Origin of the sequence: Gordonia marina (genome assembly GCF_052036135.1) — a bacterium.
Classification (GTDB): Bacteria; Actinomycetota; Actinomycetes; order Mycobacteriales; family Mycobacteriaceae; genus Gordonia.
Window position 1 is genome coordinate 76,518 of the sequence record NZ_JBPSDN010000015.1, and the last position, 25,482, is coordinate 101,999.

At 71.4% G+C, this 25,482-nt stretch carries 19 protein-coding genes; 8 read left to right on the forward strand and 11 right to left on the reverse strand.

What is annotated here, in order from left to right; genetic code table 11:
- Positions 1-111: 111 nt before the first annotated feature.
- The gene (locus ACSEEN_RS11680; RefSeq protein WP_247864828.1) at positions 112-402 is read left to right on the forward strand and encodes a hypothetical protein; all 291 of its coding nucleotides are present in this window, start codon (positions 112-114) and stop codon (positions 400-402) included.
- A 39-nt stretch (positions 403-441) separates the two neighbouring features.
- Here the strand turns inward: ACSEEN_RS11680 and ACSEEN_RS11685 are convergent, their stop codons facing one another.
- Entirely contained in the window at positions 442-3,411 is a 2,970-nt protein-coding gene (locus ACSEEN_RS11685; protein WP_440713247.1) for a UPF0182 family membrane protein, read from the reverse strand.
- An 88-nt stretch (positions 3,412-3,499) separates the two neighbouring features.
- On the opposite strand from ACSEEN_RS11685, the gene ACSEEN_RS11690 reads away from it, so the two are divergent.
- Positions 3,500-3,985, forward strand: a complete 486-nt coding sequence (locus tag ACSEEN_RS11690) for a PPA1309 family protein (RefSeq protein ID WP_371307027.1) — start codon at positions 3,500-3,502, stop codon at positions 3,983-3,985.
- A gap of 283 nt (positions 3,986-4,268) precedes the next feature.
- On the opposite strand, the gene ACSEEN_RS11695 is transcribed toward ACSEEN_RS11690, so the two are convergent.
- Complete coding sequence (locus ACSEEN_RS11695; protein ID WP_440713248.1) at positions 4,269-5,312, reverse strand: YlbL family protein; 1,044 nt, start codon at positions 5,310-5,312, stop codon at positions 4,269-4,271.
- A gap of 56 nt (positions 5,313-5,368) precedes the next feature.
- Between ACSEEN_RS11695 and ACSEEN_RS11700 the strand changes: the two genes are divergently transcribed.
- Positions 5,369-6,769, forward strand: a complete 1,401-nt coding sequence (locus tag ACSEEN_RS11700) for a zinc-dependent metalloprotease (protein ID WP_440713249.1) — start codon at positions 5,369-5,371, stop codon at positions 6,767-6,769.
- 19 nt (positions 6,770-6,788) lie between these two features.
- Here the strand turns inward: ACSEEN_RS11700 and ACSEEN_RS11705 are convergent, their stop codons facing one another.
- Positions 6,789-8,177: an MFS transporter gene (locus tag ACSEEN_RS11705; protein WP_440713250.1), complete on the reverse strand. Its 1,389-nt coding sequence runs from the start codon at positions 8,175-8,177 to the stop codon at positions 6,789-6,791.
- A gap of 112 nt (positions 8,178-8,289) precedes the next feature.
- On the opposite strand from ACSEEN_RS11705, the gene ACSEEN_RS11710 reads away from it, so the two are divergent.
- The 3 genes from ACSEEN_RS11710 (at position 8,290) to ACSEEN_RS11720 (ending at position 11,256) form a co-directional block, all read left to right on the forward strand.
- Complete coding sequence (locus tag ACSEEN_RS11710) at positions 8,290-8,916, forward strand: TetR/AcrR family transcriptional regulator (protein WP_298445668.1); 627 nt, start codon at positions 8,290-8,292, stop codon at positions 8,914-8,916.
- An 89-nt stretch (positions 8,917-9,005) separates the two neighbouring features.
- The gene (locus tag ACSEEN_RS11715) at positions 9,006-10,043 is read left to right on the forward strand and encodes a hypothetical protein (RefSeq protein ID WP_440713251.1); all 1,038 of its coding nucleotides are present in this window, start codon (positions 9,006-9,008) and stop codon (positions 10,041-10,043) included.
- Positions 9,931-11,256 (forward strand): ABC1 kinase family protein, encoded by a 1,326-nt coding sequence (locus ACSEEN_RS11720; RefSeq protein WP_440713264.1) that lies wholly within the window; start codon positions 9,931-9,933, stop codon positions 11,254-11,256. The genes ACSEEN_RS11715 and ACSEEN_RS11720 overlap by 113 nt, the downstream gene beginning before the upstream one ends.
- Before the next feature lie 125 nt (positions 11,257-11,381).
- Here ACSEEN_RS11720 and ACSEEN_RS11725 read toward each other — a convergent pair whose 3' ends face one another.
- The 8 genes from ACSEEN_RS11725 to ACSEEN_RS11760 all read right to left on the reverse strand — a co-directional run bounded on the left by ACSEEN_RS11725 (position 11,382) and on the right by ACSEEN_RS11760 (position 24,129).
- A complete protein-coding gene (locus tag ACSEEN_RS11725; protein WP_298445661.1) occupies positions 11,382-11,678 on the reverse strand; it encodes a WhiB family transcriptional regulator in 297 nt (98 codons plus the stop codon).
- Positions 11,679-11,811: 133 nt separating this feature from the next.
- Positions 11,812-11,940 (reverse strand): hypothetical protein, encoded by a 129-nt coding sequence (locus ACSEEN_RS11730; RefSeq protein WP_440713252.1) that lies wholly within the window; start codon positions 11,938-11,940, stop codon positions 11,812-11,814.
- Between the two features lie 844 nt (positions 11,941-12,784).
- On the reverse strand, positions 12,785-14,830 hold the full coding sequence (locus tag ACSEEN_RS11735; RefSeq protein ID WP_440713253.1) for an ATP-dependent DNA helicase UvrD2: 2,046 nt from the start codon (positions 14,828-14,830) through the stop codon (positions 12,785-12,787).
- 71 nt (positions 14,831-14,901) lie between these two features.
- On the reverse strand, positions 14,902-15,153 hold the full coding sequence (locus ACSEEN_RS11740; protein ID WP_247868084.1) for a mycoredoxin: 252 nt from the start codon (positions 15,151-15,153) through the stop codon (positions 14,902-14,904).
- 245 nt (positions 15,154-15,398) lie between these two features.
- Positions 15,399-16,340, reverse strand: a complete 942-nt coding sequence (gene nudC, locus ACSEEN_RS11745; RefSeq protein WP_247864837.1) for an NAD(+) diphosphatase — start codon at positions 16,338-16,340, stop codon at positions 15,399-15,401.
- A gap of 6 nt (positions 16,341-16,346) precedes the next feature.
- The gene (locus ACSEEN_RS11750; protein WP_298445121.1) at positions 16,347-17,417 is read right to left on the reverse strand and encodes a potassium channel family protein; all 1,071 of its coding nucleotides are present in this window, start codon (positions 17,415-17,417) and stop codon (positions 16,347-16,349) included.
- 39 nt (positions 17,418-17,456) lie between these two features.
- On the reverse strand, positions 17,457-20,813 hold the full coding sequence (locus ACSEEN_RS11755; RefSeq protein WP_440713254.1) for an ATP-dependent helicase: 3,357 nt from the start codon (positions 20,811-20,813) through the stop codon (positions 17,457-17,459).
- Positions 20,806-24,129 carry an ATP-dependent helicase gene (locus ACSEEN_RS11760; protein ID WP_440713255.1) on the reverse strand — a complete coding sequence of 1,108 codons (3,324 nt, stop codon included), beginning with the start codon at positions 24,127-24,129 and terminating at the stop codon, positions 20,806-20,808. Before ACSEEN_RS11760 ends, ACSEEN_RS11755 begins: the two co-directional genes overlap by 8 nt.
- Positions 24,130-24,173: 44 nt before the next feature.
- On the opposite strand from ACSEEN_RS11760, the gene ACSEEN_RS11765 reads away from it, so the two are divergent.
- Positions 24,174-24,953 (forward strand): alpha/beta hydrolase, encoded by a 780-nt coding sequence (locus tag ACSEEN_RS11765; RefSeq protein ID WP_440713256.1) that lies wholly within the window; start codon positions 24,174-24,176, stop codon positions 24,951-24,953.
- Positions 24,954-24,956: 3 nt separating this feature from the next.
- Positions 24,957-25,253, forward strand: coding sequence for an MGMT family protein (locus ACSEEN_RS11770; RefSeq protein ID WP_247864842.1), 297 nt, complete (start codon positions 24,957-24,959; stop codon positions 25,251-25,253).
- Positions 25,254-25,482: the final 229 nt, after the last annotated feature.

Here is a 25,482-nt window from a genome sequence, read left to right on the forward strand (position 1 = left end):
GCTTTACCCGAAGGGTGCCGATCGTGAGCGGCTTTCCAGTGAGGGCTCTCTGTGATTTGTCTCACGTGAGGGCTAGGGTGGAGATGCACCACCGAGGTGAAGGAGGACACCATGGCCACCCATACCGCTCACGAAAGCCACGGCTGGCACCCGCTGGCGATGATCGGGTTCACGACCCTGCTGATCGGGGGTGCCTTCTCCGCACTCTGGGTCATCACGCTCACCCAGCTCCCCGACCACAAGCCGATGAACATCGCCTACGGGATCATCGCCCTGTCACTGCTGCTGACCACCGCAGCGATCTTCACCTGGCTCACCCGGCACCTGCACCACTCGCCGATGCTGCCGGACAACACCAACGCCGAGATCAAGCGCTACCTGGCCAAGGTCGGCCGCGGCTGACCTCCGCCGCGACCGGCCCGGGCGCCGGGCGAACGCGGACTACTTCTCGTACTTCTTGTAGTTCGCGATCGCGTCGTTCAGATTCTTGAGCGCATCGCCCAGCTTGCCCAGGTCGCCACTCGCCTGCGCGGCACTGACCGCGTCGAGAGCCTTGCCCAGCTGGTCGACGGCCGCGTCCCGGCCGGGATCGTCCCCGCCCGGCTGCGGAGTGGGTTGCGGCGTCGGCTGCTGGTCGCCGCCGTCGGCCGGGACGTCACTCGGCGTGGCCGCACCCGGATCGATACCGACCTGCTTGAGGGCGTCCCCGATCGTCGTGGCGATGCCGACCTGCGCCTTCCCCTCACCCGCGGTGGCGTTGTAGTACGTCAGCACACGCGCCACCCTGGGCATCGCGCCGTCACCGCCCCTCGCCGCTGTGTAGATCGGCATGACGTACAGCAGGCCGCTTCCACCGACCGGCAGCGAGAGCAGATTGCCGTACGTCACCTTGGTGTTCTCCAGCAGCTTCAGTTGCTCGGTGACCCGCGGCTCGGCCAGCATCGTCGCGCCCGCCTGCGTGGGACCGACCGTCGACGTGTCGGTCGGCAACGTCTTCAGGGTGATCCGCCCGTACCCGTTCGGATCCGAGTTCGCCGTCATGTAGGCGGACAGGTTGGGCCGGTTCAAGAAGTTGAGCGACCCGGTCAACTGGAACTGCGCGAGGCTCTGCTTCTCCGGCGCCGACGCGGTGAAGTAGTACGGCGGCTGCCGCGGCTGACCCTGCAGGTCCGGATCCGGATCGGCGGGCACCGACCAGAAGTTGTCCGCACGGAAGAAGGTCGACGCGTCGTTCACGTGGTAACGCGCCAGCAGTGAGCGCTGCATCTTGAACAGGTCCTCCGGGTAGCGCAGGTGCGCCCGCAGGTCCGGCTGCTTGTCGAGATCGGACTTCGGCTTCACGGTGCCCGGGAACACCTTCATCCACGTCTTGAGCACGGGATCGGTGTCGTCGGCCTGGTACAGCTCCACCTTGCCGCTGTAGGCGTCGACGGTGGCCTTCACCGAGTTCCGCACATACGACACCTGCTCGTCGGCCTGGGTGCGGCCGGTGGTGCCGCTGCTCGCCTGCCGCGAGTCGGCGGTGGCGTTCTGCAGGGAGGTCGGCTGCGAGTAGGGGTACTTCGGCAGCGTCGTGTACCCGTCGACGATCCACTTGATGGACCCGTCGGCCATCACCGCCGGGTAGGTCTTGGAGTCGACGGTCAGCCACGGCGCGGCCTTCTTGACGCGGTCGCGCGGGTCGCGGTTGTAGAGGATCCGGGACTTGTCGTTGAGCGCGTTGGACAGCAGGAAGTTCCGCTCCCCGTACTTGAGCGCGTACATCAGGCGGACACCCCAATTGCTCAGCGCCACCCCCGAATCCGCCGAGTAGCGGTACTGGACGCCCTCGCCGTCGTACTCGCGAGGCTCCTCGGTGGAACCGACGATCGCGTAATCGGGCGCGGAGCTGGCGATCAGCTCGCCGAAGTAGATGCGCGGCTGGGTGACGCCGAAGGGCGCCTTCTTGCCGGCTTCCGTGGCCGTCTTCACGGCGTTGACATCCGACACGATGAAGTCCGGGACGCCCCCGCGTTCGGCGGCCGAACCGGTCGCGCCGTCGCTGACCACCTTGTTGGCCTGCGCGGCGACGAAACCGTCGCCGTGCGTGAACACCGTGTGCTGGTTGATCCAGTTCTTCTGGTTCTCGCCGAGCCGCTTCGGGTCGAGTTCGCGGGCGGCGACGATGAAGTCGCGCTGCTGGTCGTCGACGTCGTAGCGGTCCACCGACAGTTGCGCCGGAAACCCGTAGACGTTGCGCAGGGCCAGGCGCTGCTGGAACGCCGCCGACAGGACGTTCGGGTCGAGGATCCGGATGTTGCTGATCGTCGCCGCATCGGAGTTGACCTTGGCCGGATCCGCGGGCGTACGCGCCCAGCCGTCATCGATCGTGATGTCCTTGCCCGGCCGGATGTGGTACGCGTCGCGCGTCGCGGTGATGTTCCGCTGGATGAACTCGCGTTCCTTGTCCGCGGCACTCGGCTTCACCGAGAACTGCTCCATCGCGGCCGGCCAGATCACCCCGATCACCAGCGCGGTGACCAGCATCAGCACCGCGCTGAGCGCCGGAATACGCAGGTCACGGAGGAAGATCGCCGAGAAGAACGCGACCGCGCAGACGATCGCGATCACCATCAGGATCAGCTTGGACGGCAGCACATAGTTGACGTCGGTGAAGGTGGCGCCGGTGAAGATGTCGCCGCGCCGGTCACTGGTGAGCAGGTCGTAGCGGTCGAACCAGTAGGCGACGGCCTTGGTCAGCACGAACAGCCCGGCGATCACCGCCAGCTGCGCCCTCGCGGGCCCGCTGATCATCCCGCGGCGCCCGCCGCCGCCGAGCCGGATTCCGCCGAAGATGTAGTTGGTCAGCAGGTTCGCGAGGAAGGCGACTCCCAGCGCGAGGAACAGCATGTCGAGCAGCAGTCGCACGAACGGCAGCGTGAACGCGTAGAAACCGATGTCGAGGTTGAACTGGGGGTCCGTGACACCGAACGACTGGCCGTGCAGGAAGGTCTGCACCGTGGTCCACGACGCCTGCGCCACCAGCCCGGCCAGCACCCCGACCACCACGGCCGGGATCAGCGCGGTCACCTTGGGCCGGCGGCCGACCACCTCGCGGTAGCGGGCCAGCGGGTCGGACGGCCCGGACGGCACCACGTACGGCGGGCGCCCCCGATAGGCCACGTAGACCGCGGCGAAGATCAGGACGCCGACACCGAGCGCGACGACCAGGAAGGTCAGCAGCCGCGTGGTCACCATGGTCGACATCACCGACCGGTAACCGATGTCGGAGTACCAGAGCCAGTCGGTCCACAGGCTCACGATCCGCGGTGTGATCAGCACCAGGATCAGCAGCACGACCACCACCGCGATCAGGATCTTGGTTCGCCGAGACAACGTCGGCCGTCCGACCGGACCGCGCGTACCCACCACGTCGTTCACTCCAATTTGGGGCTCGGGGAGCAGAGATTGTCTCCACCTTACTGATTCGCTCAAAAAGGTCACCGGCCACAATGGTGGGGTGAGCTTTTCCCGCGCCGATCTCGGCAACGCCCTCGCCCAATGCGCCGCCTACGCGGACGGACTTCCCTGGTCGTCGCCCGACCAGTTGTTCGCCCTCGTCCCGACCGCCGTGCTCGCCGAGCAGGCCCCGGAACTGGTCGACGAGAACGACGACTCCGCGCTCAGCCCGGTCCTCCAGGAAGCCGGCCGCCCCGGCGCCTCCACCGAGGAACTGCTGGCGACCATCGGCTGGCCCGAACCGGTCGCCGGCTGCGCGCTGGTCACCGAGATCACCGTGGTGCCGCCCGGCGGCGACGAGTCGCAGGGACGTCGTGCGCGCCTCATCGGCGGCGTGCTTCGCACCGGGTCACGGGTCGCCCTGCTGGCGCTGGAGCCCGACGCCGACGATCCCGACGACCCGAATCACCTGCGGACGCACGACGACCTCGCGCCGGAACTGCTCGACGCGCTGGCCGCGACGTTCGAGGAGGTCACCGACGCCTGAACCCGTGCCGCTCCCCGAGCCTGCCCCGCTCCCTGAGCTTGCTCTCGCACCCTGAGCCTGCCCCTGCCGCCTGAGCCTGCCCCGCCGCCTGAGCCTGTCGAAGGAGCGTCCCTTCGACTCGCCCCTCGGCTATCGCCTCGGGGCGGCTCAGGGAGCTGAGGGCTCCGGGCGACTCAGGAGGGCAGCGGCTCAGCGGGGCCTTAGGGGGCAGGGGCTCAGGGCTCAGGGCTCAGGGCTCAGGGCTCAGGGCTCAGGGCAGAATGATCCAGCGCTGTGCCCGGGGTCAGCAGTGCGGGCGGGGCTTGCCGTCCTTGAGTTCGCCGAGCGCGGTCACCGCGCCGCCGAGGGTGTCGACCTTGATCAGTTCCAGCCCCTTGGGCGCGTCGCCGGTGGCCTCGGCGCAGTTCTCCGCCGGGACCAGGAAGGCGACGGCGCCCGCGTCCTTGGCGGCCTTGAGCTTGTGGGTGATGCCGCCGATCGGCCCGACCGTCCCATCCGGGACGATGGTGCCGGTGCCCGCGATGAACCGGCCGCCGGCCAGGTTGTCCGGGGTCAGGAAATCGATCACCGCGAGGGTCAGCATGAGGCCGGCCGACGGGCCGCCGATGTCGCCGACGTTGTAGGTGATGCGCACGTTCGGGTCGGCGCTGACCACCTTCGGGGTGATGCCCAGGAACGCGACCTTGGGGTCGTCCGGCCGCGCACCCAGTTTCACCGGCACCACCAGTTCGGTGCCCTTGCGGTTCACCGTGATCGGCACCTCCGTGCCCGGCGCGTGTGCGCGGATCTGCTTCTGCACGTCGTCGGGAGTGGACACCGGGACGTCGCCGATCTTCACGATGATGTCGTCGACCTCGATCTTGCCCTGGGCGGGGCTGTCGTCGGCGATCGGTCCGGCGGCACCGACCGCGGTCGGCCGCTTGAGGTAGGTCAGCGCGGCGCCGGTCGCGTTGTCCTCCGAGCTGGACATCTGCTGCGCCGTCTCCTGGCGCACCTGCTCGTCCGACTTGGACTTCGGGAAGTACAGCTCACGGGGCTGCAGCTGGTACGTGCCGGAGAACCACATGCCGAGCGCCTGGAACAGGGTGAGGCCGTCGGTCAGCGAGACCGTCGTCAGATTGAGGTGCCCGTCGGGCTTGCCGTCGGCACCGCCGGTCACCTGGACCACCGGCTTGCCGTCGTGCATGCCGAGCGTGTTCACGGTCGGGCCGGGACTGAGCGCCACGTAGGGCACGCGGGCGGTGCTGCCGACGACCACGAAGACGATCAGAACCAGCACCGAGACGCCGAGGGTCACCACGCGCCGGCGCGAAGGGTTCAGCTTCATTCGATCGAGAGTAGTGGACGACGGCGACGACGCCGCACGGCCGGTACTGTCGTGGCATGAGCGACTTGCCCTTCGGTTTCTCCTCGTCAGACGGCCGCGACGACGATCGAGACAACGACAAGCCCGGCGATTCCGGCGCCTCGAACAACCCCTTCGGTGCGGCGGGGAATCCGTTCGGGGCGCTCGGCGGCGACGCGGGTGCCGGATTCGACCCGAACATGCTCGGTCAGGTGTTCACCCAGCTCGGCCAGATGTTCAGCGGGATGGGCATGCCGGTCGCGGGCGGCGGCACCGGACCGGTGAACTACGAGCTGGCGACCCGGCTGGCGCGCCAGCAGATCGGCGACTTCCGCCCGATGCTCGAGTCGGAGGAGCGGGCGGTCGCCGACGCCGTGCGACTGGCCGAGCTGTGGCTCGACGAGCAGACCGCCCTGCCGGCCGGGATCACCGCGACCGCGGCCTGGACGCCGGTCGACTGGCTGGAGCAGACCCTGCCGACCTGGCAGACGCTGTGCGATCCGATCGCCGGCTCCCTGGAAGGCACCTGGCAGGACAGCCTGCCCGAGGATGCCAAGGCGATGGCCGGCCCGATGCTGCCGATGATGGCCGGGATGAGCGGAATGATGTTCGGCACCCAGCTCGGCCAGGGCCTCGGCCACCTCGCCAAGGACGTGCTGACCTCCACCGACATCGGCCTGCCGCTGGCACCGCACGGCACCGGCGCGCTGCTGCCCGAGGCGATCGCCCGGTTCGCCGAGGGGCTGGATCTGCCCGGGCAGGAGATCGTGGTGTTCCTCGCCGCCCGCGAGGCGGCCCACCAACGGCTGTTCTCCGGGGCGGGCTGGCTGCGGCAGCGTCTGCTGTCGACGGTCGAGGACTACGCCCGCGGAATCCGCCTGGACATGAGCGGTCTGGACCAGCTCGGTGCCGGACTCGACCCGCAGGAGCTGTTCAGCAATCCCGCCAAGATGGAGGAGCTGATGGGCCAGGCCGCGGCGTTCGAGCCGCAGACCACGCCCGAACAGCAGGCCGCGCTGGCCCGCCTGGAGACGCTGCTCGCGCTGATCGAGGGCTGGGTGGAACTCACCGTCTCGGCCGCTCTCGGCGACCGGATCCCGTCGACCGCAGCGCTCACCGAGACGATGCGGCGCCGTCGTGCCTCCGGCGGACCCGCCGAGCAGACCTTCGCGACCCTGATCGGGCTCGACCTGCGCCCGCGCAAGCTCCGCGAGGCCGCCGACCTGTGGCGCAAGCTGACCGAGGCGGCCGACGTCGCCACCCGCGACGGCGTGTGGGCGCACCCCGATCTACTGCCCGACGCCGAGGATCTGGACAGCCCCGCCGGCTTCATCGACCGCGTGATCGGCGGCGGCACCGGCACGTTCGACGACCCGATCGCCGAACTCGAGCGCACCATCGCCGAGGAGCAGCGCAAGAAGGACGACGGCGAGTCGTGACCGTGCCGCCGCGCCCGATTCAGCGGACCGCCGCCTCGGCGGCACGCTCCCGGGCCGGCAGCACACACCAGGCCGCGACGGTTCCGGCCACCAGGAACAGCGCGCCGACCGCGAAGCCGATCGAGAAGCCGTCCCGCGGGGTGCCCGCGCCACTCGCGATCGTCACCAGCACCGCGAGCCCGATGGTGCCGCCGAGCTGCCGGGATGAGTTGACCACTCCGGAGGCCACGCCGACGTCTTCCGGCGCCACCCCTTCGGTGGCGATCGCGCCGACCAGCACCATGGCGCCGCCCACCCCGATCGCGCAGACCACCGACGGCGCCAGGATGCCGACCCAGAAGTCGAAGTCGGCGGGCATCCGGGAGAACAGCCACAACCCGATCGCCGCGCACACGCCGAACACCGCGATCGCGTTGCGCGGCCCGATCCGCGCGGCGAGCTTCGGTGCCGCCGCCACGCCGATGAACACGCAGAAGGAGAACGGCAGGAACAGGGTGCCGGCGATGTCCGGCTCGACGTTCCAGACCGTCTGGACGTACAGCGAGGCGAAGTAGAACGCGGCCAGCTGACCGGCGGCGAGCATGAACCCGAACAGGTTCGCCCCCAGAATGGAGCGGCGGCGCACCAGCGACGGCGGCATCAGGGGATGCGGCGTCGTCCGTTCCACCGCCGCGAAGGCGGCCAGCAGGAGGATCGCGACCGCCAGGCCGACGAGGCAGCGCGCCGAGCCCCAGCCGTGGTCGCCCGCGGAACTGACTCCGTACACGAGCGCTGCCACTCCCGCCGTCACCAGGACGGCGCCGACCACGTCGAGCCGGCCGGCGCCCCGTTCGTGTCCCGCGGGAACCGACGTGAACGCCGCGATCAGGGCGATCAGCACCAGCGGCACGTTGACCAGGAGTACCGCGCGCCAGGAGAACCAGTCGGTGAGCAACCCGCTCAGCACCACGCCCACCGCGCCGCCGGCGGCGCCGGCCGCGGCCCACACCCCCATCGCCCGCTTGTGCTGGACCGGGTCGGCGACGGTCGCGACGAGCGCGAGCGATGCCGGCGCCAGCAGCGCCCCGGCGAGTCCCTGCAGGCCGCGGGCAGCGATCAGGACGCCGGGCGTATCGGCGAATCCGCCGAGCAGGCTCGCGGCGCCGAAGACCACCAGTCCGGCGAGGATCACCCGGCGACGGCCCCAGAGGTCGCCGAGCCGCCCGCCGAGCAGCATGAAGCCCGCGAAGGTGAGCAGGTAGGCGGTGACCACCCACTGCAGCCCGGTCGCACTGAATCCGAGTTCGGTCCGGATCGCGGGGAGGGCGATGTTGACCAGGGACATGTCCAGTGCCACCAGGAAGTTCAGGAAGAACACCGTGGCGAGCAAGGTGCCGTGATGCTGCTGTCGGGTGGGTGCGACCGTCATGCGAGTCTCCGAATCCGTTGCACGTACGCGTACGAATACGTACGCGTACGTTAGGCTAGGCTTACTCACGGTGATTCGCAAGAGGCCGGTCGTCATGCGCGATGATGCATCCATGCCGCCCACTCCCCGTCTCGACCGCGACACGATCGTCGACGCCGCCCTGGCCTTGATCGAACGCGACGGCATCGACGCGCTGAGCATGCGCCGACTGGCCACCGAGCTCGATTCCAAGCCGATGTCGCTGTACCACTACGTGCCGAACAAGGCCGAGCTGCTCGCCCTCGTCCTCGACGAGCTGGCCGCGCGGATCTCGTGGTCGATCCCCGACGGCAGTCCGCGCGACCGCATGATCGGCGTGGCGATGGAGATGTACACGCAGTTGCTCCGCATCCCGTGGATCATCACCGTGCTGCGCGAGGGCCGCACCACCGGCCGGTCGGCGCTGATCCTCACCGACAGCTTCCTGGCCGCGGCCGGAGAAGCCGGGCTCGACCGGCGGCGGGCGTTCGGGCTGTGGCGCGCGAGCTGGGATCTCGTCGCCTCCGAGGTCGGCTGGCAGTATTCGATGTCCCAGCGGCCCGACGACCAGCGGCTCTGGTTTCAGCGCGCCGACTCCGGCGATCTCGCCGCCGACTACCCCACCGTGGCCGCCCTGCTCCCGGAGTGGAGCGAGCTGTCCCGCGGCTTCGACCTCCGCGAGGTGATCACCGACCTGATCGACGGTGCCCTCGCGCGCTGACCGGCACGTTCCGCGGCACCGCCGATGTTGTCCACAGGGTGTGGACAACGACGTCGACGGCCGGCCGCCTCCGGTGTCAGGCTGACGCCATGAACATCCCGAACTCGCAGCGCGCACTGCCCGTCCTGGTCCCCGGCACCCCGGTGCTGGTCCGCGAGGACGGCAGCCTGCACATCGGCTACGACCCGTCGACCGCGCTGATCGTGCACCTCGACCCGCCCGCGATCCCCTCGGTCGTCGCCGACGTGCTCGGCGCACTGCGCCGGCCCCTCTACCGCGACCAGTTGCGCGCCAAGGTGCGCGCCGCGGGGCTCACGGCGGCGTCGTTCAGCGTCCTGCTCGACCGGCTGGTGACCGCGGGTAAAGCGCGCCTTCCGGCGGCGCCGTACGACGCCGGTCTGCGGGTCCGGATCCTCGGCGACGACGCGCTGGCGCGGCGACTCGCCGACGAACTGACCGACGCCGGGCTGGTCGTCGTCGGCGACCCGCTCGGCCCGTCGTCGGTGTCCCGGTTCGAGCACCTCGACTGCCGGCTGGTGGTGCTCGCCGACCGGCTCGGCGCCGACCCCGCGGTCGCCGCCGGGCTGATGACCGCGCGGCTGCCGCACCTGCCGGTGGTCGTGCAGGACGGCGCCGGGATGATCGGCCCGCTGGTCCTGCCCGGGCATTCCAGCTGTCTGCGCTGCGCCGACCTGCACCGCTGCGACCTGGACCCGGAGTGGCCGCTGCTCACGACCCGGCTCGCCACCGCCCCCGGCGGCGACGACCCCGTCACCGTCGCGCTGACCGCCCTGATGGCGCGACAGGAGATCGCCGGACTGGCCGCACGGCTCGCCGACCCGGCCGGTGCCGCGCCGCAGACGCTGGGACATCGTCTGCGGGTGCGCGTGCAACCGGCCGGAACGGATCTGCTCGCCGCACCGGTGCACCCCGCGTGCGACTGCTGCTACCCGCCGCCGGGCCCGGCCGTCCACTATCCTCGGAGCAGGCGAAAGGACTGCGTTGAGCGACGAGATCACACGGGGGCAGGGCCGTCGAAATGCGAAGCTGGCGGCGCTGCCGCTCGGCATGGCAGGCCGGGCCGCGGCCGGATTCGGCAAGCGGCTGGCCGGCAAGAGCAAGGATGAGGTCAGCGCCGAGGTGATGGCCAAGACCGCCGAGCAGCTGTTCGCCGTCCTCGGCGAGCTCAAGGGCGGCGCGATGAAGGTCGGCCAGGCGCTGTCGATCATGGAGGCCGCCGTCCCCGAGGAGTTCGGCGAGCCCTTCCGCGAGGCGCTGACCAAACTGCAGGCCGAGGCGCCGCCGATGCCGATCGCGACCGTCCACAAGGTGCTCGACCAGCAGCTCGGCACCCGCTGGCGGGAACGCTTCGCGTCGTTCGAGGAGACCCCCGCGGCGTCGGCGAGCATCGGCCAGGTGCACAAGGCGGTGTGGGCCGACGGCCGTCCGGTCGCGGTCAAGGTGCAGTACCCGGGCGCCGACCACGCGCTGAAGGCCGATCTCAAGACCCTGAGCCGGATGTCCGGCCTGATCCAGAAGCTCTCCCCCGGTACCGACGCCAAGGCGATGATCGACGAGCTGATCGACCGTACCGAGGACGAGCTGGACTATCTCGCCGAGGCCGACTACCAGCGGGCTTTCGCGCGGGCCTTCGACGGCGACCCCGACTTCGTGATCCCCAAGGTGGTGGCCAGCGCGCCGAAGGTGATCGTGTCCGAGTGGATCGAGGGCACCCGGCTGAGCAAGATCATCACCGACGGCACCCGCGCGCAGCGCAACGACGCCGCCACCAAGATGACGACCTTCGAGTTCTCCTCCCCGTCGCGCGTCGGTCTGCTGCACGGCGATCCGCACCCGGGGAACTTCTTCGTCCTCGACGACGGACGCTTCGGCGTCCTCGACTTCGGGGCGATCGGCCAGTACCCGAACGGTCTGCCGCCGGAGACCGGGCCGATCCTCGCGCTGGCCCGAGACAAGCGGTACGACGAACTGCGCGACATGCTGGTGGATCACGATTTCATCCGCGCCGCGTACGCGGCGAAGGTGTCGTCGCAGGATCTCGCGAAGTACCTGCAGCCCTACGTCGATCCGCTGTACAGCGACTCGTTCCACTTCACCCGCCGGTGGCTGCAGCGCGCGGCGGGCAAGGCGACGGACATGACCGGCGACGTCTACAAGACCTCCCGGCACATGAACCTGCCGAAGGAGTACGTGATGGTGTTCCGGGTGCTCCTCGGCTGCGTCGGCATCGCCGCGCAGCTCGACGCCGAGGCGCCCTACCGCGCGATCATGTACCGCTGGGTGCCCGGTCTGGAGGAGGAACTCCCCGCCGAGGCGTGATCGGCGTTTCCCCGTCGCCGCCATGTCGCGGGTCTGTTTCCGGGTCGCCCGTCCCGGACGACCCGCGACATGGAAAAGGACCCGTGACGCACCCCCGGAAGGGGCACGTCACGGGTCCGAATTCGTCAGCTCGCGTTCTTCCGCGGGCGGCCGCGCGGCCGCTTGCGGGCGATGATGACGCCGCGATCGAAGATCTCGCCGCCCCACACGCCCCAGGGCTCGCCGCGGTCGACGGCCTCCGCGAGGCACGGGGCCTGCAGCGGGCACGCGCGGCACAGGCTCTTGGCCGTCTCCAGTGCGGCGGGCTCCTCGGCGAACCACAGGTCCGCGTCGCCGCTCTGGCACGGCAGGTCTATTCGGTGGGTCGCCGGAGACTCCTCCGGCGTCCCCGTGATCGGGGTGGTCAGTTCGGTGATGGTCATGTGCTGGGTCTTTCGCGGGGATGGCTGGGTGGTCCGTGCGCGAAGCCCGTGCGGCCGGTGAAGAAAGAGTTCGGCCCCGGGGATTCGCTGACGCGATTCGCCGGGGCCGGTAGTCAGATGTCTGCGGAGCCGTCTACGTTTCGATCAACGAGGGACGGCCCGACAGACGGGCCACGGGGAATCGCCGGCGCGCTCGCGCTGCGTCAGCAGGCACTGCTGCTGCCAGATGCTCGTGCTGCCAGATGACGGCGATCTTCTTCATCGCGGGCGACTCCTTCCTCGGATCGATTCCCTCGTGTTCCCTCATGGAACAACGACGACCACGCTACGCCTCCGCCACGAAAGCGCGCAATCTATTTTTGACCTGCGGCGATGCGTAGACCCCGCGCCGGTCGAGCCGCGATCGCGACAGCCCGCGGGCGGACACGACAGCCGTCGTACACGCGACGACCGCGGGTGTCGCGCGCTGTTCGGGTGTCGCCCCTGCGCGCCGGGTGTCGCGGCGGGTCCCTTTCGGCGCCGCTTCGCCGGTCGGCTCGGCGGGCTCGAGAGAAGGTGGCGGCACCGCTCCGCCGGCCGGCCGGCCCGGGCGACGCCGTCGGCAGAGTGCCGAATCGATGCCCGCCACGAACCCCGATTCGGCATTCTGCCGAACCGAGGCCACCCGGGCGCGGGCGATTCAAGGTCTCGCCGGTTCGGAATCACCGACGCCCGACACACCACGTCCGCCGCCCGGCGTTCGGCGGATGGCCGAGTGCCGGAAGGCGACTTCGGCGGTACCGCTGGTGTCGCGTGTCGAAAATTGTCGAATGGTTGCTGTGAGTCAGATGGGCGGCCGGCAAGGCGGAGAAGGGAAGCATAGCGGCGCTATGCCGACCGACGACAACGCCGCCAGGCGTTCATCTCGCCGCGGCATACCGTCGATGAATTTTCGGCACGCGGCACCAGGTCGCGTCTCTCAAATCTTCTCCGTAGGCATCGGTGGATCCGCTGGGCGGCCGGCAAGGCGGAGGAGGGAAGCATAGCGGCGCCATGCCGACCGACGACAATGCCGCCGGGCGCTGCGCGGGCCGCCGAGGACCGGAAAGAGATTTGGGAGACACGGCCTAGCTTCGGTGGGCCGCGATGACCGACAGGACGGCGTCGCCGATCTGCTCGACCCGCTCCGGGTTCATCCCGCTGATGCGGCGCAGCTCGTCGGGGGTCGACGGCAGCACCCGCGCCAGCTGCTTGAGGACGTTGCCGCTGCACACGTTCGGTTCGCTGATGCCCGCGGCCTCGGCGTAGTCGGTGCGCCACTCGCGCAGCGCATCGTGCACGGCCCTGTCCGGCCCGGTCGGCGCGGCCGGTTCCGCGGCGCGCGACCGCTCCGTGGGCACCAGGCCGTCGAGGAATCGTGAACGACGACGGGTCGCCGGCCTGCCCTCGGTGCGGGCCAGGCTCCACGACAAATGCAGGTGCTTGCGCGCCCGGGTGACGCCCACGTAGAGCAGGCGGCGCTCCTCCTCGACCTCCTCGGGGGTGCCGGAGGCCCGCCCGAGCGGCATCGATCCCTCGTGCAGCCCGGTGAGCAGCACGGCGTCCCATTCCAGGCCCTTCGCCGCGTGCAGCGAGGCGAGAGTGACGCCGCGCTCGGTATCACCGCCGGTGCGTGCACGATCGGCCAGCGCGGACACGAGTCCCGGAAACTCCAGGCCGCCGCGCTCGGCCAGGATCTCGTCGGCCAGTTCCACCAGCCGGACCATCTGCTGCCAGTTGGCCCGCGCCGCCGCGCCCGGCGGCTCGGCCTCGGCGTAGCCGAGCGGGCGCAACGCCACTCGCACCGCCTGGGCGGCCTCCATCGGCGGGGGCGGTCCCTGCGCGAGCGCGCCGAGTTTCCGCAGCGCCGCCTTGACCTGCGGCCGCTCGAAGAAGCCGAGATCACCGCGCACCCGGTAGTCGATACCGGCGGCCGCGAGCGCCTCCTCGTAGCCTTCCGAGACGGCGTTGATCCGGTACAGAATCGCGATCTCGTCGGCCGGAACTCCGGCGCGCAGCAGCCGCTTCACCTCGGCGACGACACCGACCACCTCCGAGTTCTCGTCCGGGTACTCGGCGAACACCGGGTCCGGGCCGTCGCCCGCCATGCCGAGCAGTTCCAGCCGGGTGCCCGCGACCCGGCCGCGCGCCTGGCCGATCACCCCGTTGGCCAGCGACACCACCTGACGCGTCGACCGATAGTCGCGTTCGAGCCGGACCAGGGTGGCGTCCGGGTAGGCGCGGGTGAAGTCCAGCAGATACCGCGGTGTGGCGCCGGTGAAGCTGTAGATGGTCTGGTTGGCGTCGCCCACCACGGTCAGGTCGTCGCGGCCGCCGAGCCAGGCGGAGAGCAGACGTTGCTGGACCGGCGTCACGTCCTGGTACTCGTCGACGACGAAGCTGCGGTACCGCGACCGGAACTCCTCGGAGATCTGCGGTTCGCTGTGCAGGATCTCGGCGGTGTAGATGATCAGATCCTCGAAATCGAAGAACCATTCCCGCGAGGCACCGAGTTTGGCCTCCTCGTACGCGGCGAAGACCTGCCCGATGATCTCGGCCTTCATCGGCAGGTCGCGGCCCGTCGACCGTTTCGGATAGTCCGACGGGCCGATCAGGCACGACTTGGCCCATTCGATCTCGGCCGCCAGATCGCGGATCAGCTCGCGGTCGGCGGTGTCCAGACCCGCGTCGCGCGCCGCGCGCCGCACCATCGGGAACTTGCTGTCCATCAACTCCCAGCGGACGTCACCGAACGCCCGCGGCCAGAAGTAGCGCAGTTGCCGCAGCGCCGCGGCGTGGAAGGTGAGCGCGGAGACCTGCTGCCCGGGTGCCGAGACCCCGAGCGCGGCGAGTCGTTGCCGCATCTCGGCGGCGGCGCGGGCGGTGAAGGTGACCGCGAGAACCTGGCCGGGATTCACTTGTCCGGAGTCGACCAGCGAGGCGATCCGGCGCGTGATGGTGCGCGTCTTGCCGGTGCCGGCACCGGCGAGCACGCAGACCGGGCCGCGCGGCGCGAGGACGGCCTCGAGCTGCTGGGGGTCGAGCCCGTCCCGGATCCCTGAACTCCGCTCGCCCCCTGAACTCCGCTCGCCCCCTGAACTCCGCTCGCTCCCTGAGCTCCGTCGAAGGGTCATGCGTTCACCGTCTCACGGGGTACCGACAACCGCGGCGGCCCGATCGGCCCGGCGGAATGACGGCGGACAGCTCAGAGCAGGCCCAGCGCGGACATGACCTCACCGATGCCCGGATTGGTCTTGGTGGAGCCGTCGGCGAACTTCACCGTGGGGACCACCCGGTTCCCGCCGTTCACACTCTCGACGAAGGCCGCGGCATCGGCGTCGGCTTCGACGTCGATCTCGGTGTACGGGATCTCGTTGCGGTTCAGGCTCGCCTTCAGCCGGACGCAGAACGGGCACCAGGAAGTCGTGTAGACAGTCAGATCGGCCACGTCGGCCAGTCTAACGCCAGCCCGGCCCGATCCCGCCGGGCACCGCGGCGCACCGACGACGCATTCCGTCCATCCACTCGAATTCCGTTGCACCACACGCTCTATTCCAGGTGGTGGAACGGAAACCAGGTGATGGAACGGAATGCCGGTGGCGGGACGGAATCCGGGTAACCGGCCTGCGACGCCGGAGCAGGGGCGCCGGGAGCGGCGGCGCGGCCCGGGGAGAGCGGGTGGAAGCCCGGCGACGCCGCGGATCAGCCGAGCGGGACCGGCCACTCCATGGGATGCGTACGCGCGAGCGCCCAGCTGGTGATCAGCGACCGCGCGATGGAGACGGGCGGCGGGAGCATGAGGTCGGCGCCCTCGGTGTCGGTGCCCCAGTCCGCGTGGGTGTCCAGGGCGGTCCGCACCTGATCGCGGGTGAACCAGCGGGCCTCGGCCAGCTCGCCGTCGCGCAGGACGATCGGCTGCTCGGGGTCGGCGATCGCCTCGAAACCGAGCATCAGCGACCGCGGGAACGGCCACGGCTGCGAGCCCAGGTAGGCCGGATCGCGGGCATCGACGCCGGCCTCTTCGGCGATCTCGCGCCGCACGCACTGTTCCAGCGACTCGCCCGGTTCGACGAACCCGGCCAGCGTGGAGAACATCGGCGACGGCCACACGTGCTGGCGACCGAGCAGGACGCGGTCGGCGCCGTCGTGCACCACCATGATGACGGCGGGATCGGTGCGCGGATACTCCTCGGCGCCGTCGGGCCCGAGCCGCACCCAGCCGGCCCGGCCGACGGTGGTGGGGCTGCCGTCGCGAGGCGAGAAGGCCGCGCCGCGGTGCCAGTTCAGCAGACCGAGCGCGGTGGCGAGCAGACCGGCGTCGTCGGCGCTGAGCAGATGGGCCCCGGAGCGGGGATCGCCGGCCGGGCCGGGCACCGCGTCGGTGCGCAGTGCCCAGACGTCGGTGTCACCGGCGAGGCCGAGGAACACCGCGCCGTCCGGCGGCGTCGCGCCGAGACCGGGAGCCGTGACCCAGCGGAGAGCACCGGCGCCGTCGACCGGGTAACGTCCGGCGCCGTCGACCAGCAGTACCCGCGCCGTCGACCAGCCCTGCGCGAGTCGGTCGGTCGCGTCACGGAGATGGTCGGCCCGGTCGAAGCCGGCTTGCGACAGCAGCGGGGGTTCGACGAATTCGAAGGTCGCCATCGCCACTCAGCTCCGCTCGCCCTGGCGCACGTACAGCAGCCGGTCACCGACTTCGATGGCCTCGACCTCCGCGTCGCCGACGCGGTGCAGCTTGCCGTCGCGGACCACGCCCAGCACCAGGTCCTTGGTGTGCGCGGGCGAGCCGCCGGTCTCGGTCGGCTCCACCTCCCGCTCCGCGATGGCGTAGCCCTCCTCGGGACTGAGCAGGTCTTCCACCACCTCCACCACCGACGGGGTGATGGTGGCGATGCCGAGCAGCCGGCCGGCCGTCTCCGACGACACGACCACCGAATTGGCACCGGATTGGCGCATCAGGTGGGTGTTCTCCGACTCGCGGATCGAGGCGACGATCTTGGCCCGCGGGTTCAGTTCGCGCGCGGTGAGCGTCACCATCACGGCGGTGTCGTCGCGGTTGGCGGCGATCACCAGCGCGGCCGCGTGCTGGACGCCGGCCAGGCGCAGCACGTCCGACTTGGTGGCGTCGCCGCGCACGGTCACCAGACCGTCGGCGGCGGCCTCTTCGAGGGCGGTGGGATCGTCGTCGACCACCACCACCTCGCCGGGCCGCACGCCGTCGGCGAGGACGGCGGCGGTCGCGGTCCGGCCCTTGGTGCCGTAGCCGACGACGACGGTGTGATTGCGCACCCGATTCCTCCAGTTCTGGATCTTGATCGCCTGCCGCGAGCGCTCGGTGAGCACCTCCAGGGTGGTTCCGATCAACACGATCAGGAAGAGCACACGCAGCGGCGTGATGAAGAGGACGTTGATCAGCCGCGCCGACTCGGTGATCGGCGTGATGTCGCCGTAGCCGGTGGTCGAGAGGGTGACCGCCGAGTAGTAGAGCGAGTCCAGGTACGACAGCGTCGAGCCCTTGGCGTCGCGGTAGCCGTAACGGTCGACGTAGACCACCAGCGAGCACAGGAACAGCGAGAACAGCGCCCACAGCACGCGGCGGCCGATGGCCCGGGCCGGGCTGCGCTCCAGTTCGGGGATGCGCACGATGCCGACGAGCGCGTAATCGGGCTTGTCCAGCAGGTCTCCGTCGCCGCGCCGGGCGCGGCGCAATCGCTCACGCATCGGCGACCGCCGGGGTGCACGTCCTCACATCAGCGAAGGCTACTCGATGGGCGCCTGCCCCACCGCCAGCAACTCCGCCAGCTCGTCGGCATCGGGAAGATTCTCCGGTTCCAGGGTGAAGTGGTGCCGGACGTAGACGAAGGCCGCCCGCACCCGGTCGACGTCGACACCGCGCAGCCGGGCCCAGGCGACCCGATAGGCGGCCAGCTGCAGTTCCAGGGCCGGTCGTTTCGCCGGCTCGGGCACCGCACCGGTCTTCCAGTCGACGACGAGGTAGCCCTCCTCGCCGCCCGCCGCACGCCGGCCGGCGAACACCGCGTCCATCCGGCCGCGGACCACCGTCGAACCGATCACCGTCTCGAAACCGACCTCCACCTCCAGCGGTGTCCGGTCGGCCCACGGCGACGCCAGGAACGCCGCACGCAGCACCTCGAGGTCGTCGTCGACGGCGCTCTCGTCGGCGGCACCGGGAAGTTCGTCCAGGTCCAGGAGCCGCGTGGCACCGAAGCGGCGCTCCACCCACGCGTGGAAAGCGGTACCGCGCCGGGCCATCGGGTTCGGCCGGAACGGCACCGGACGACGCAGCCGCGCGGCGAAGGCCTGCTCGTCGGTACCGAGTTCCACCAGCTGGCTCACCGACAGCTGGCCGGGCAACTCGACGCCGACCTCGGCGGCGCCGGTGCGGCGTCGTTCATCGAGCAGGGCCGCGACCTCGGCCCGCCAGGCCGCGACCTCGGGGTCGTCGGTGTCCGGCGGATCGATGGGGACCAGTGCCCGGTCGGCGCGGGCCTGTTCGACGGCCGCGGCCGCCGCGCGCAGCGCCGGGCGCCGCTCCCCCAGCCGGTCGACGGGCCACGGCGCGGTGACCGGTTCGAGTGTCATCGGGTTCTCCGCCCCTTCGGGCGGTGGCGGCGCATCGACGTCGATCACCAGCCCGGGCGACCCGGCGGCGCGCACCAGTTCGGCGAGTTCGGTGAAGAACTCCGATCCGCCGCGCGGCTTGTCGCCGGTGGCCGACCAGTGGTGGGCGGACACCAGCAGCGTCTGTTTGGCGCGGGTGAGAGCGACGTAGAGCAGGCGCCGGTCTTCGTCGAGGCGACGCTGCTTGATCGCTTCCTTGTGCGCGGTGATCGCCTCTTCGAGTTCTTTCCGGTCACCGACCGCGCCCAGCGGCAGCGGTGGAAAGCCCTCGTCGCCGTCGCCGCTCGCCAGGTCGCCGCGCAGCGGTGCCGGCAGCTCGCGGGCCGAACCCAGCCAGGTGGTGTCGGCCTTGGCGCTCGGGAAGATGCCCTTCGCCAGGTGCGGGACCACCACGATGTCCCACTCCAGTCCCTTGGAGGCGTGCACGGTGAGGATCTGCACGCGTTCCTCGGCCACCTCGACCTGACCGGCTTCCAGGCCCTTCTCCACCGATTCGGCGGTGTCCAGGAACGCGAGCAGCCCGGGCAGGGTGGCGCCGGGACGTTCGGCGTAGGCGGCGACGTATTCGGCGAAGGCGTCGAGGTGTTCCCGGCCGGTGATGGCACCGCGCATCCGGCGGGCCCGGATCTGCGCCTCGACCGCGACCCCGATGGTCTGCTCGACGTCGGCGACCAGCTCCGGCAGCGGCTGCCCGATGCGACGGCGCAGTCGTTCGAGTTCGCGACCGAACGCCCGGATGCGCTGGTATCCGGCGGCGGTATAGCGGTCGCGGTCGCCGGGGTCGACCAGCGCATCGCCGATCCCGGCGGCATCCACCGACTCCGCGGGCAGCGCCGATTCCAGCGCGGCGTCGAGTTCCGCGCGGGTGGCGACCACACCGGTGACCGGGTCGGCGGCCCCCGCCGCGAGTTCGCGGGCCCGCCGCCAGAGTGCGGCCAGATCGGCGGCGCCGAGCTGCCAGCGCGCCCCGGTGAGCAGCCGCATGGCGGCGGTGCCGGCCATCGGGTCGGCCATGAGGGTGAGGGTGGCGACGATGTCGGTGATCTCCGGGACATGGAGAAGTCCGCCGATGCCGACCACCTCGACCGGGATGCCCCGGGCTTCCAGGACCGCGGCGAGCGGTGCCGAATCCTCGTTGCGGCGCACCAGGATCGCGACCGTCGGCCGCGCGCGGCCGTCGCGCTCGGCGGCCCGGTAGGCGTCTTCGACGTGGCCGGCGAGCCACGCGCGCTCGTCGTCGACCGTCTCGGTAAGGGCGAGTCGCACGGTGCCCTCGGGCGCGTCGTCGCGCGGGCGGAGCGTGCTGACCGGCACACCGCGCGCCCGCAGCTGCGCGGACACCTCGTTGGCGAGGTAGAGGGTGCCGCGGCAGTTGCGCCAGCTGGTGAGCAGTTCGCGGCGGTGGGCTCCGGCCCACGACCCGGCGCCGTCGGGGCGCGGGAAGTCCATCGCGAAGCGCGGCAGGTTGGCGGCCGACGCCCCGCGCCAGCCGTAGATCGACTGGATCGGGTCGCCGACGGCGGTCACCGCGAGCGGTGCGTTCCGCGTCCCGCCGAACAGCGCGGACAGCAGCAGCCGCTGCGAGTGGCCGGTGTCCTGGTACTCGTCGAGCAAGACGGCCTTGATCCCGGCGCGTTCGGCGGCGACCACCTCCGGATGCGTGGTGACCAACCGCGCCGCCAGCGACATCTGGCTGCCGAAGTCGAGGGCGCCCTGCTCGGTCATCTTGGCGCGCAACGCCTGGACCAGGGGCAGCAAGGCGCGACGTTCGTCGATCACGTCCTGTATCGCGCGCAGGGCTTTGCTCGGTTCGGCCCGCTGTCGGGGCCCCTTCGGCAGGGTGTCGATCAAGGAGTAGAGGTCACTGCCCGCGGCGGCGAGGGCGTCGTCGTCGACCAGATGCTCGGCCATCTCCGAGTACAGGTTCAGGACGGCCTCGGTGACGCTGGACGGCACCTTCGTGGTGGCCAGCTCGTGCGGCCAGGCGGTGACCACCGAGAACGCGAGCTGCCAGAGTTCGGTCTCGCTCAGCAGCGTCGACGACGGTTCCACCGGCAGCAGCAGTCCGTAGTCGGCGATCAGCCGGCCGGCGTAGGCGTGGTAGGTGCTGACCTCGGCGTCGGCGCTGCGCAGCACCGCGGCCAGGTCGCCGCCCGGGTCCCAGTCGAGCAGGGCGGGTGACCCGGCGAGCATCGACAGCCGACGGCGGATACGCGCGCCGAGCTCGCTGGCGGCCTTGCGGGTGAAGGTGAGACCGAGGATCTCGTCGGGGGCCACGAGGCGATTGGCGACCAACCACACCACCCGCGAGGCCATGGTCTCGGTCTTGCCCGCGCCCGCGCCCGCCACCACGAGCATCGGTTCCAGCGGTGCCTCGATCACCTCGACCTGCTCGTCGGTGGGCGACGGCAGTCCGAGGGCCGCGGCGAGCGACCGCGCCGAGACCCGGCGAACGGCGGACGACGGCTCAGTCATCGGTGACCGCCTTCCCGCGCAGTTGGGCCGGACAGCTCGTGGTGAGCGCGCAGTGCTGGCAGCCGGGGTTGACGGCGGCCACGAAGCCGGGCCCGATGCTGGCGCGCGCGGCCCGCCGGACCACGCCGATCCATTCGTCCACCTGTTCCGGGGTCAGCGGTTCCTGCACCCGCTCGGCGGCGCCGGTCGTGCGGTTGGCCGACGCCACGTAGACCAGGCGCCCGCCGCCGGTGGTCCCCGGCGCGAAGCCCTCGACGCCGCCCAGCAGCAGTGCCAGCTGGTAGGCCGCGAGCTGCGGGTGCGCGGCGGCGTCGTTGGCGGTGATCACCGTCTTGCCGGTCTTGACGTCGATCACCACCGGGCGGCCGAGGTCGTCGGTCTCCAGGCGGTCGATCCGGCCGACGAGTCGCACCGGCAGGTCGTCGTCGGGGCTCTCCGATGCGGGTGGCACCGCGGCCTCGATGCCCACCTCGACGGCGGCCTCCCGCAGCTCGCTGCGCGAGTAGTCGAGCCAGTTCCGGAAGTTGACCAGCATCGACTCGGCGCGGGCCAGTTCCCGGTCGCTGAACCACGCGGCCGGCGACGACACGCGGTCCCATATCTCGTGCAGGGCCCGGGTGACCTCGGCGTGGTCGAGTTCGCCGGCGACGGCCTGCACCAGCGTGTGCACCAGGGTTCCGGTGACGGCGGGCTCGGCGTCGCCGTCGCGGCCGCCGTGCCGTTCCAGCATCCAGCGCAGCGAGCAGCGGCTGAGCGCGTCGACGTTCGACGGCGAGAGTGTGCGCGGTCCCAGTTCCGGGGTCCAGAGCGGGTCGTCGCTGCTCGGATCCAGCAGGCCGTACCACTCGTGCGGCGCGGCACCGGGCACGTCGTCCGCGGCGAGTTCGGCGAGGAGATCGGCGGCGGCCGCACGTCGCTCCTCCGGTGTCCCCGGGTCGACCAGCGCCGACCGTAGTTCGGCGACCATCGACGGCAGCGACAGCAGGCGACGCTGCCCGGCGTCGAGCGGCACCTCGTCGGCGGCCTCGCCGGTCAGCTCGTGGTCGGCCCCGTACCCGCCGAGGACGTCGGCGATCTCCGGGATGAACCGCGACGGCGACTCGTCGCCCGTGCCGTCCTCGACGGCGGTGACCAGCAGGGTGCGCCGGGCACGACTGCACGCCACCAGCAGCAGCCGCCGTTCATCGGCGAGCAGTACCGCATTGCGCGACACCGTGTCGAGGGCGCCGGCGTCCACGCCGTCGAGCAGGTCGATCAGCGCGGGGGTGCCGAGCACGCTGCCGCGGCTGCGCAGCGAGGGCCACAGGCCGTCGAGCACCCCGGCGACCGCGACCACCTCCCATTCCCGGCCGGCCGCCGAGTGCGCCGACAGCAGTTGCACGGCGTCGGCGGCGGCCGTCGGGGTCCGCGACTCACGCGGGATCTGCAGCTGCCGCAGGTAGTGCAGGAATCCGTCAAGACCTCCCGCGGGGAGGTTGTCGGTGTACGACGCTGCCGCCTCGAACAGCGCCAGCATCGCGTCGAGGTCCCGATCGGCCTGCGCGCCCGACCGCTCGCCGCGCAGCGACCGGCCCAGCCAGGTGCGTTCGAGGCCGGAGGCCTGCCAGGCGCGCCAGAGGGTTTCTTCGACGCCCTGCCCGGTGCGATCGGCGATGCGCGCGGCCTGCACCACTTTCAGCGTGCGGACCAGCGGCTCGGATTCGAACTCGGTGAGTCCGCGCACGTAGGCGTCGGCGACCACCGGATCCCCCAGCGCGGCGGCCAGGGCGGTCAGCGAGTCGGTCGGACCGCCGGACTCCGAGGCACCGGGGACCAGCGGTTCTCCGGCCGCCGCGGCGTCCTCGTGGAGCCGCCGGATACCGCGGCGGAGTCGCCGGAGCTGGCCGGGGCCGGCGGCACCGATCGGGCCGGACAGCAGCGTGAGCACCGCGTCCGGCTCGAGCGGTTCGGTGCCGGCCGCGGCGGCCAGCGCGACGGTGAAGGCTTCGACGGCGCGCTGACGGTACAGGGGCAGGTCGCTGGTGGGCGTCGCCACCGGGACCCCCGCCGAGGCGAATGCCCGGCGCAGCGCGGGCAGCGCGCGCGGCACGGACCGGACGATCACCGCCATCTCCGACCACGGCACGCCCTCGAAGAGGTGGGCCCGGCGCAGCAGGTCCGCCACCGCGGTCGCCTCCTTCGCGGCCGAGGAGAACACCCGCACCGACGCCCGGCCGTCGCCGGGCGCCGCCTCGGGGTAGGGCTGCGGCCGGGCGCCGGGGAGTCGTGCGGCGAGCGCCCGACCGACCAGCCCGGCCTCGCCGGCGGCGCGGTGTCCCCGGGTGAGCGTCACGTCGCGTCCGCCGGGGAGTTCGGCGAAGAAGCGCGGGCTGGCGCCACGGAAGGAGTAGATGGACTGATCCGGGTCGGCGGCGATCACCGTCAGATCGCTGCCGGTGCCGATCAACTCCACGAGGCGGGCGGCCTGCGGATCGAGGTGCTGCGCGTCGTCGACCAGCACGCACCGCAACCGGGCGCGCTGATCGGCGAGCAGCTGCGGTTCCAGGACCAGCGCCGACAGCGCCGAGCCCACCAGTTCGGCGGCGTCGACGGCCTGCGGCCCGGCCTCCGGCGCATCGACGCCGACGGACTCCCGCAGCAGCATGGTCCCCTCGTACTGGGCGAACGCCGTTCCCGCCGCCACCCACTCGGGACGCCGATGCCGGCGCCCCAGCTCGGTCAGATCCTCCGGGCCGAGACCGCGCTCGGCGGCGCGCATCAGCAGGTCGCGCAGGGCTTGCGCGAAGCCGTCCGTCGCGAGCGCCGGCCGCAGCGACTCCGGCCAGTAGGCGGCGCCGTCCTCGAGGTCGCCGGCCAGCAACTCGCGCAGGATCACGTCCTGTTCGGAACCGGTGATGAGCCGAGGCGGCGGATTGCCGTGCGCGGCGGCCTGCAGGCGCAGCACCGCGAAGGCGTACGAGTGAACCGTGCGGACCAGCGGCTCCCGCAGCGCCGCACCGCTCCCGGACCGCCCGGCGGCCAGGACGCGCCGGGTGATCTCACCGCGCACCGCCGTCGCCGCCCGCCGGTTGGCCGTCAGCACGAGTACCGATTCCGGATCGGCGCCGTCGTCGAGGAGTCGCGCGACGGCGACGTCGACCAGCAGCGCGGTCTTCCCGGTGCCCGGCCCGCCCCGCACCCGATAGGGATGCCACGGCCGTTCCGGATCGCTCCGGTGCCCCGGCCGCAACAGCCGGGACGCGGCCTCCGGCCACTCGCGGACCGGCAGGCCGGCTGACGCCGGGGCGGCGATCAGTCGAGTCTGCGGAGTGGCCATGTGCACATGGAATCACGAGCCTCCGACAACCTAGTCTGGAGCCCATGACCGCCGAGCTGCACACCCATCTCTTCGGCCCGGACGACGCCCCGACGGTGCTCGCCCTCCACGGACTCACCGGGCACGGCAAGCGGTGGGGCCTCCTCGCCGACGACCTGCCGGGCGTGCGCGTCGTGGCGCCGGATCTGCTGGGTCACGGGCGTTCACCATGGTCGCCGCCGTGGCGGATCGAGGACCACGCCGAGGCGGTCGCCGCCGCCGTGGAACAGCACATCCCGGTCGACCGGCGACCGGTGGTGGCCGTCGCCCACTCCTTCGGCAGCACGGTCGCGTTACGACTGGCGGCCACCCGTCCCGATCTGGTGCGCGCCCTCGTGCTACTCGATCCGGCGCAGGGTCTCGATCCGTCGTTCGCGCTGGAGATGGCGCAGGCCTCGGTGGACCATTGGGGTTACCCGGACGCGGAGACCGCCGGGGCCGCCAAGCGCGCCGAGGGCTGGCTCGAAGTCCCCGATCACGTCCTGACCGACGAACTCGCCGAGCACCTGGTCCCCGACGGCGACGGCGTCGTCTGGCGGGTGTGCCTGCCCGCCGCGGCCACCGCGTGGAGCGAGATGGCCCGGCCCGCTCAGTTGCCGCCGGAGGGGGTGTCGACCCGGATCGTCGTCGCCGACCGCGTGCAGCCCCCGTTCGTCACCGCGGACTTCCTGGCGCGCTGCGCCGCCGAACGGCCCGAGACGACCGTCCACCACGTCGACACCGAGCACATGGTGCCGTTCCTCGCCCCGGAGGCGGTCGCCGGGCTGATCCGGGAAGTGCTGTAAGCCGTGCCGATCACCGACGAACAGGTGGAGCTGGTGCGCGCGCTGATCCGCGCCATTCCGCCGGGTCAGGTATCGACCTACGGCGACCTCGCCGACGCCGCGGGCCTCACCAACCCTCGCCAGGTGGGCTGGATCCTCCGTACCGACGGCGCCGACCTGCCGTGGCAGCGGGTGATCGCCGCCTCCGGCCGCCCCGCCGTTCACAAGGCGCGCGAGCAACTGGAGCTCCTGCGCGCCGAGGGCGCCCCGATCGACGGTGACCGGGTGGTCCTGCGGAAGTGCCGGGCTCAGCTGGGTTGAGGTAGCGAGACGGAGCGCTTGCTTTAGCGGCGTTTCGACACGACTCGCCTAGCGGCTCGTCGGCTCAACGGGCGGCGAGGCGATCGTCGATTCGACGGGCGGTCAGGCGGTCGCCGGCTCAACCGGCTGATAGGCGGTCATCGGCTCACCGAGTGGTCGGGCGGCCAAGCGGGTGGGGAGTCGGGCGGCAGACTGTCGCGGATGCGGTCATTATTCCCGCTTGTGCGAC

What these genes read in the sequence shown, in the direction of transcription:
- ACSEEN_RS11680 (WP_247864828.1), top strand. Translation starts at nt 112, where the DNA reads ATGGCCACCCATACCGCTCACGAAAGCCACGGCTGGCACCCGCTGGCG.
- ACSEEN_RS11695 (WP_440713248.1), bottom strand. Translation starts at nt 5,312, where the DNA reads ATGAAGCTGAACCCTTCGCGCCGGCGCGTGGTGACCCTCGGCGTCTCG.
- ACSEEN_RS11700 (WP_440713249.1), top strand. Translation starts at nt 5,369, where the DNA reads ATGAGCGACTTGCCCTTCGGTTTCTCCTCGTCAGACGGCCGCGACGAC.
- ACSEEN_RS11705 (WP_440713250.1), bottom strand. Translation starts at nt 8,177, where the DNA reads ATGACGGTCGCACCCACCCGACAGCAGCATCACGGCACCTTGCTCGCC.
- ACSEEN_RS11710 (WP_298445668.1), top strand. Translation starts at nt 8,290, where the DNA reads ATGCCGCCCACTCCCCGTCTCGACCGCGACACGATCGTCGACGCCGCC.
- ACSEEN_RS11715 (WP_440713251.1), top strand. Translation starts at nt 9,006, where the DNA reads ATGAACATCCCGAACTCGCAGCGCGCACTGCCCGTCCTGGTCCCCGGC.
- ACSEEN_RS11725 (WP_298445661.1), bottom strand. Translation starts at nt 11,678, where the DNA reads ATGACCATCACCGAACTGACCACCCCGATCACGGGGACGCCGGAGGAG.
- ACSEEN_RS11730 (WP_440713252.1), bottom strand. Translation starts at nt 11,940, where the DNA reads ATGAAGAAGATCGCCGTCATCTGGCAGCACGAGCATCTGGCAGCAGCA.
- ACSEEN_RS11735 (WP_440713253.1), bottom strand. Translation starts at nt 14,830, where the DNA reads ATGACCCTTCGACGGAGCTCAGGGAGCGAGCGGAGTTCAGGGGGCGAG.
- nudC (WP_247864837.1), bottom strand. Translation starts at nt 16,340, where the DNA reads ATGGCGACCTTCGAATTCGTCGAACCCCCGCTGCTGTCGCAAGCCGGC.
- ACSEEN_RS11750 (WP_298445121.1), bottom strand. Translation starts at nt 17,417, where the DNA reads ATGCGTGAGCGATTGCGCCGCGCCCGGCGCGGCGACGGAGACCTGCTG.
- ACSEEN_RS11755 (WP_440713254.1), bottom strand. Translation starts at nt 20,813, where the DNA reads ATGACTGAGCCGTCGTCCGCCGTTCGCCGGGTCTCGGCGCGGTCGCTC.
- ACSEEN_RS11760 (WP_440713255.1), bottom strand. Translation starts at nt 24,129, where the DNA reads ATGGCCACTCCGCAGACTCGACTGATCGCCGCCCCGGCGTCAGCCGGC.
- ACSEEN_RS11765 (WP_440713256.1), top strand. Translation starts at nt 24,174, where the DNA reads ATGACCGCCGAGCTGCACACCCATCTCTTCGGCCCGGACGACGCCCCG.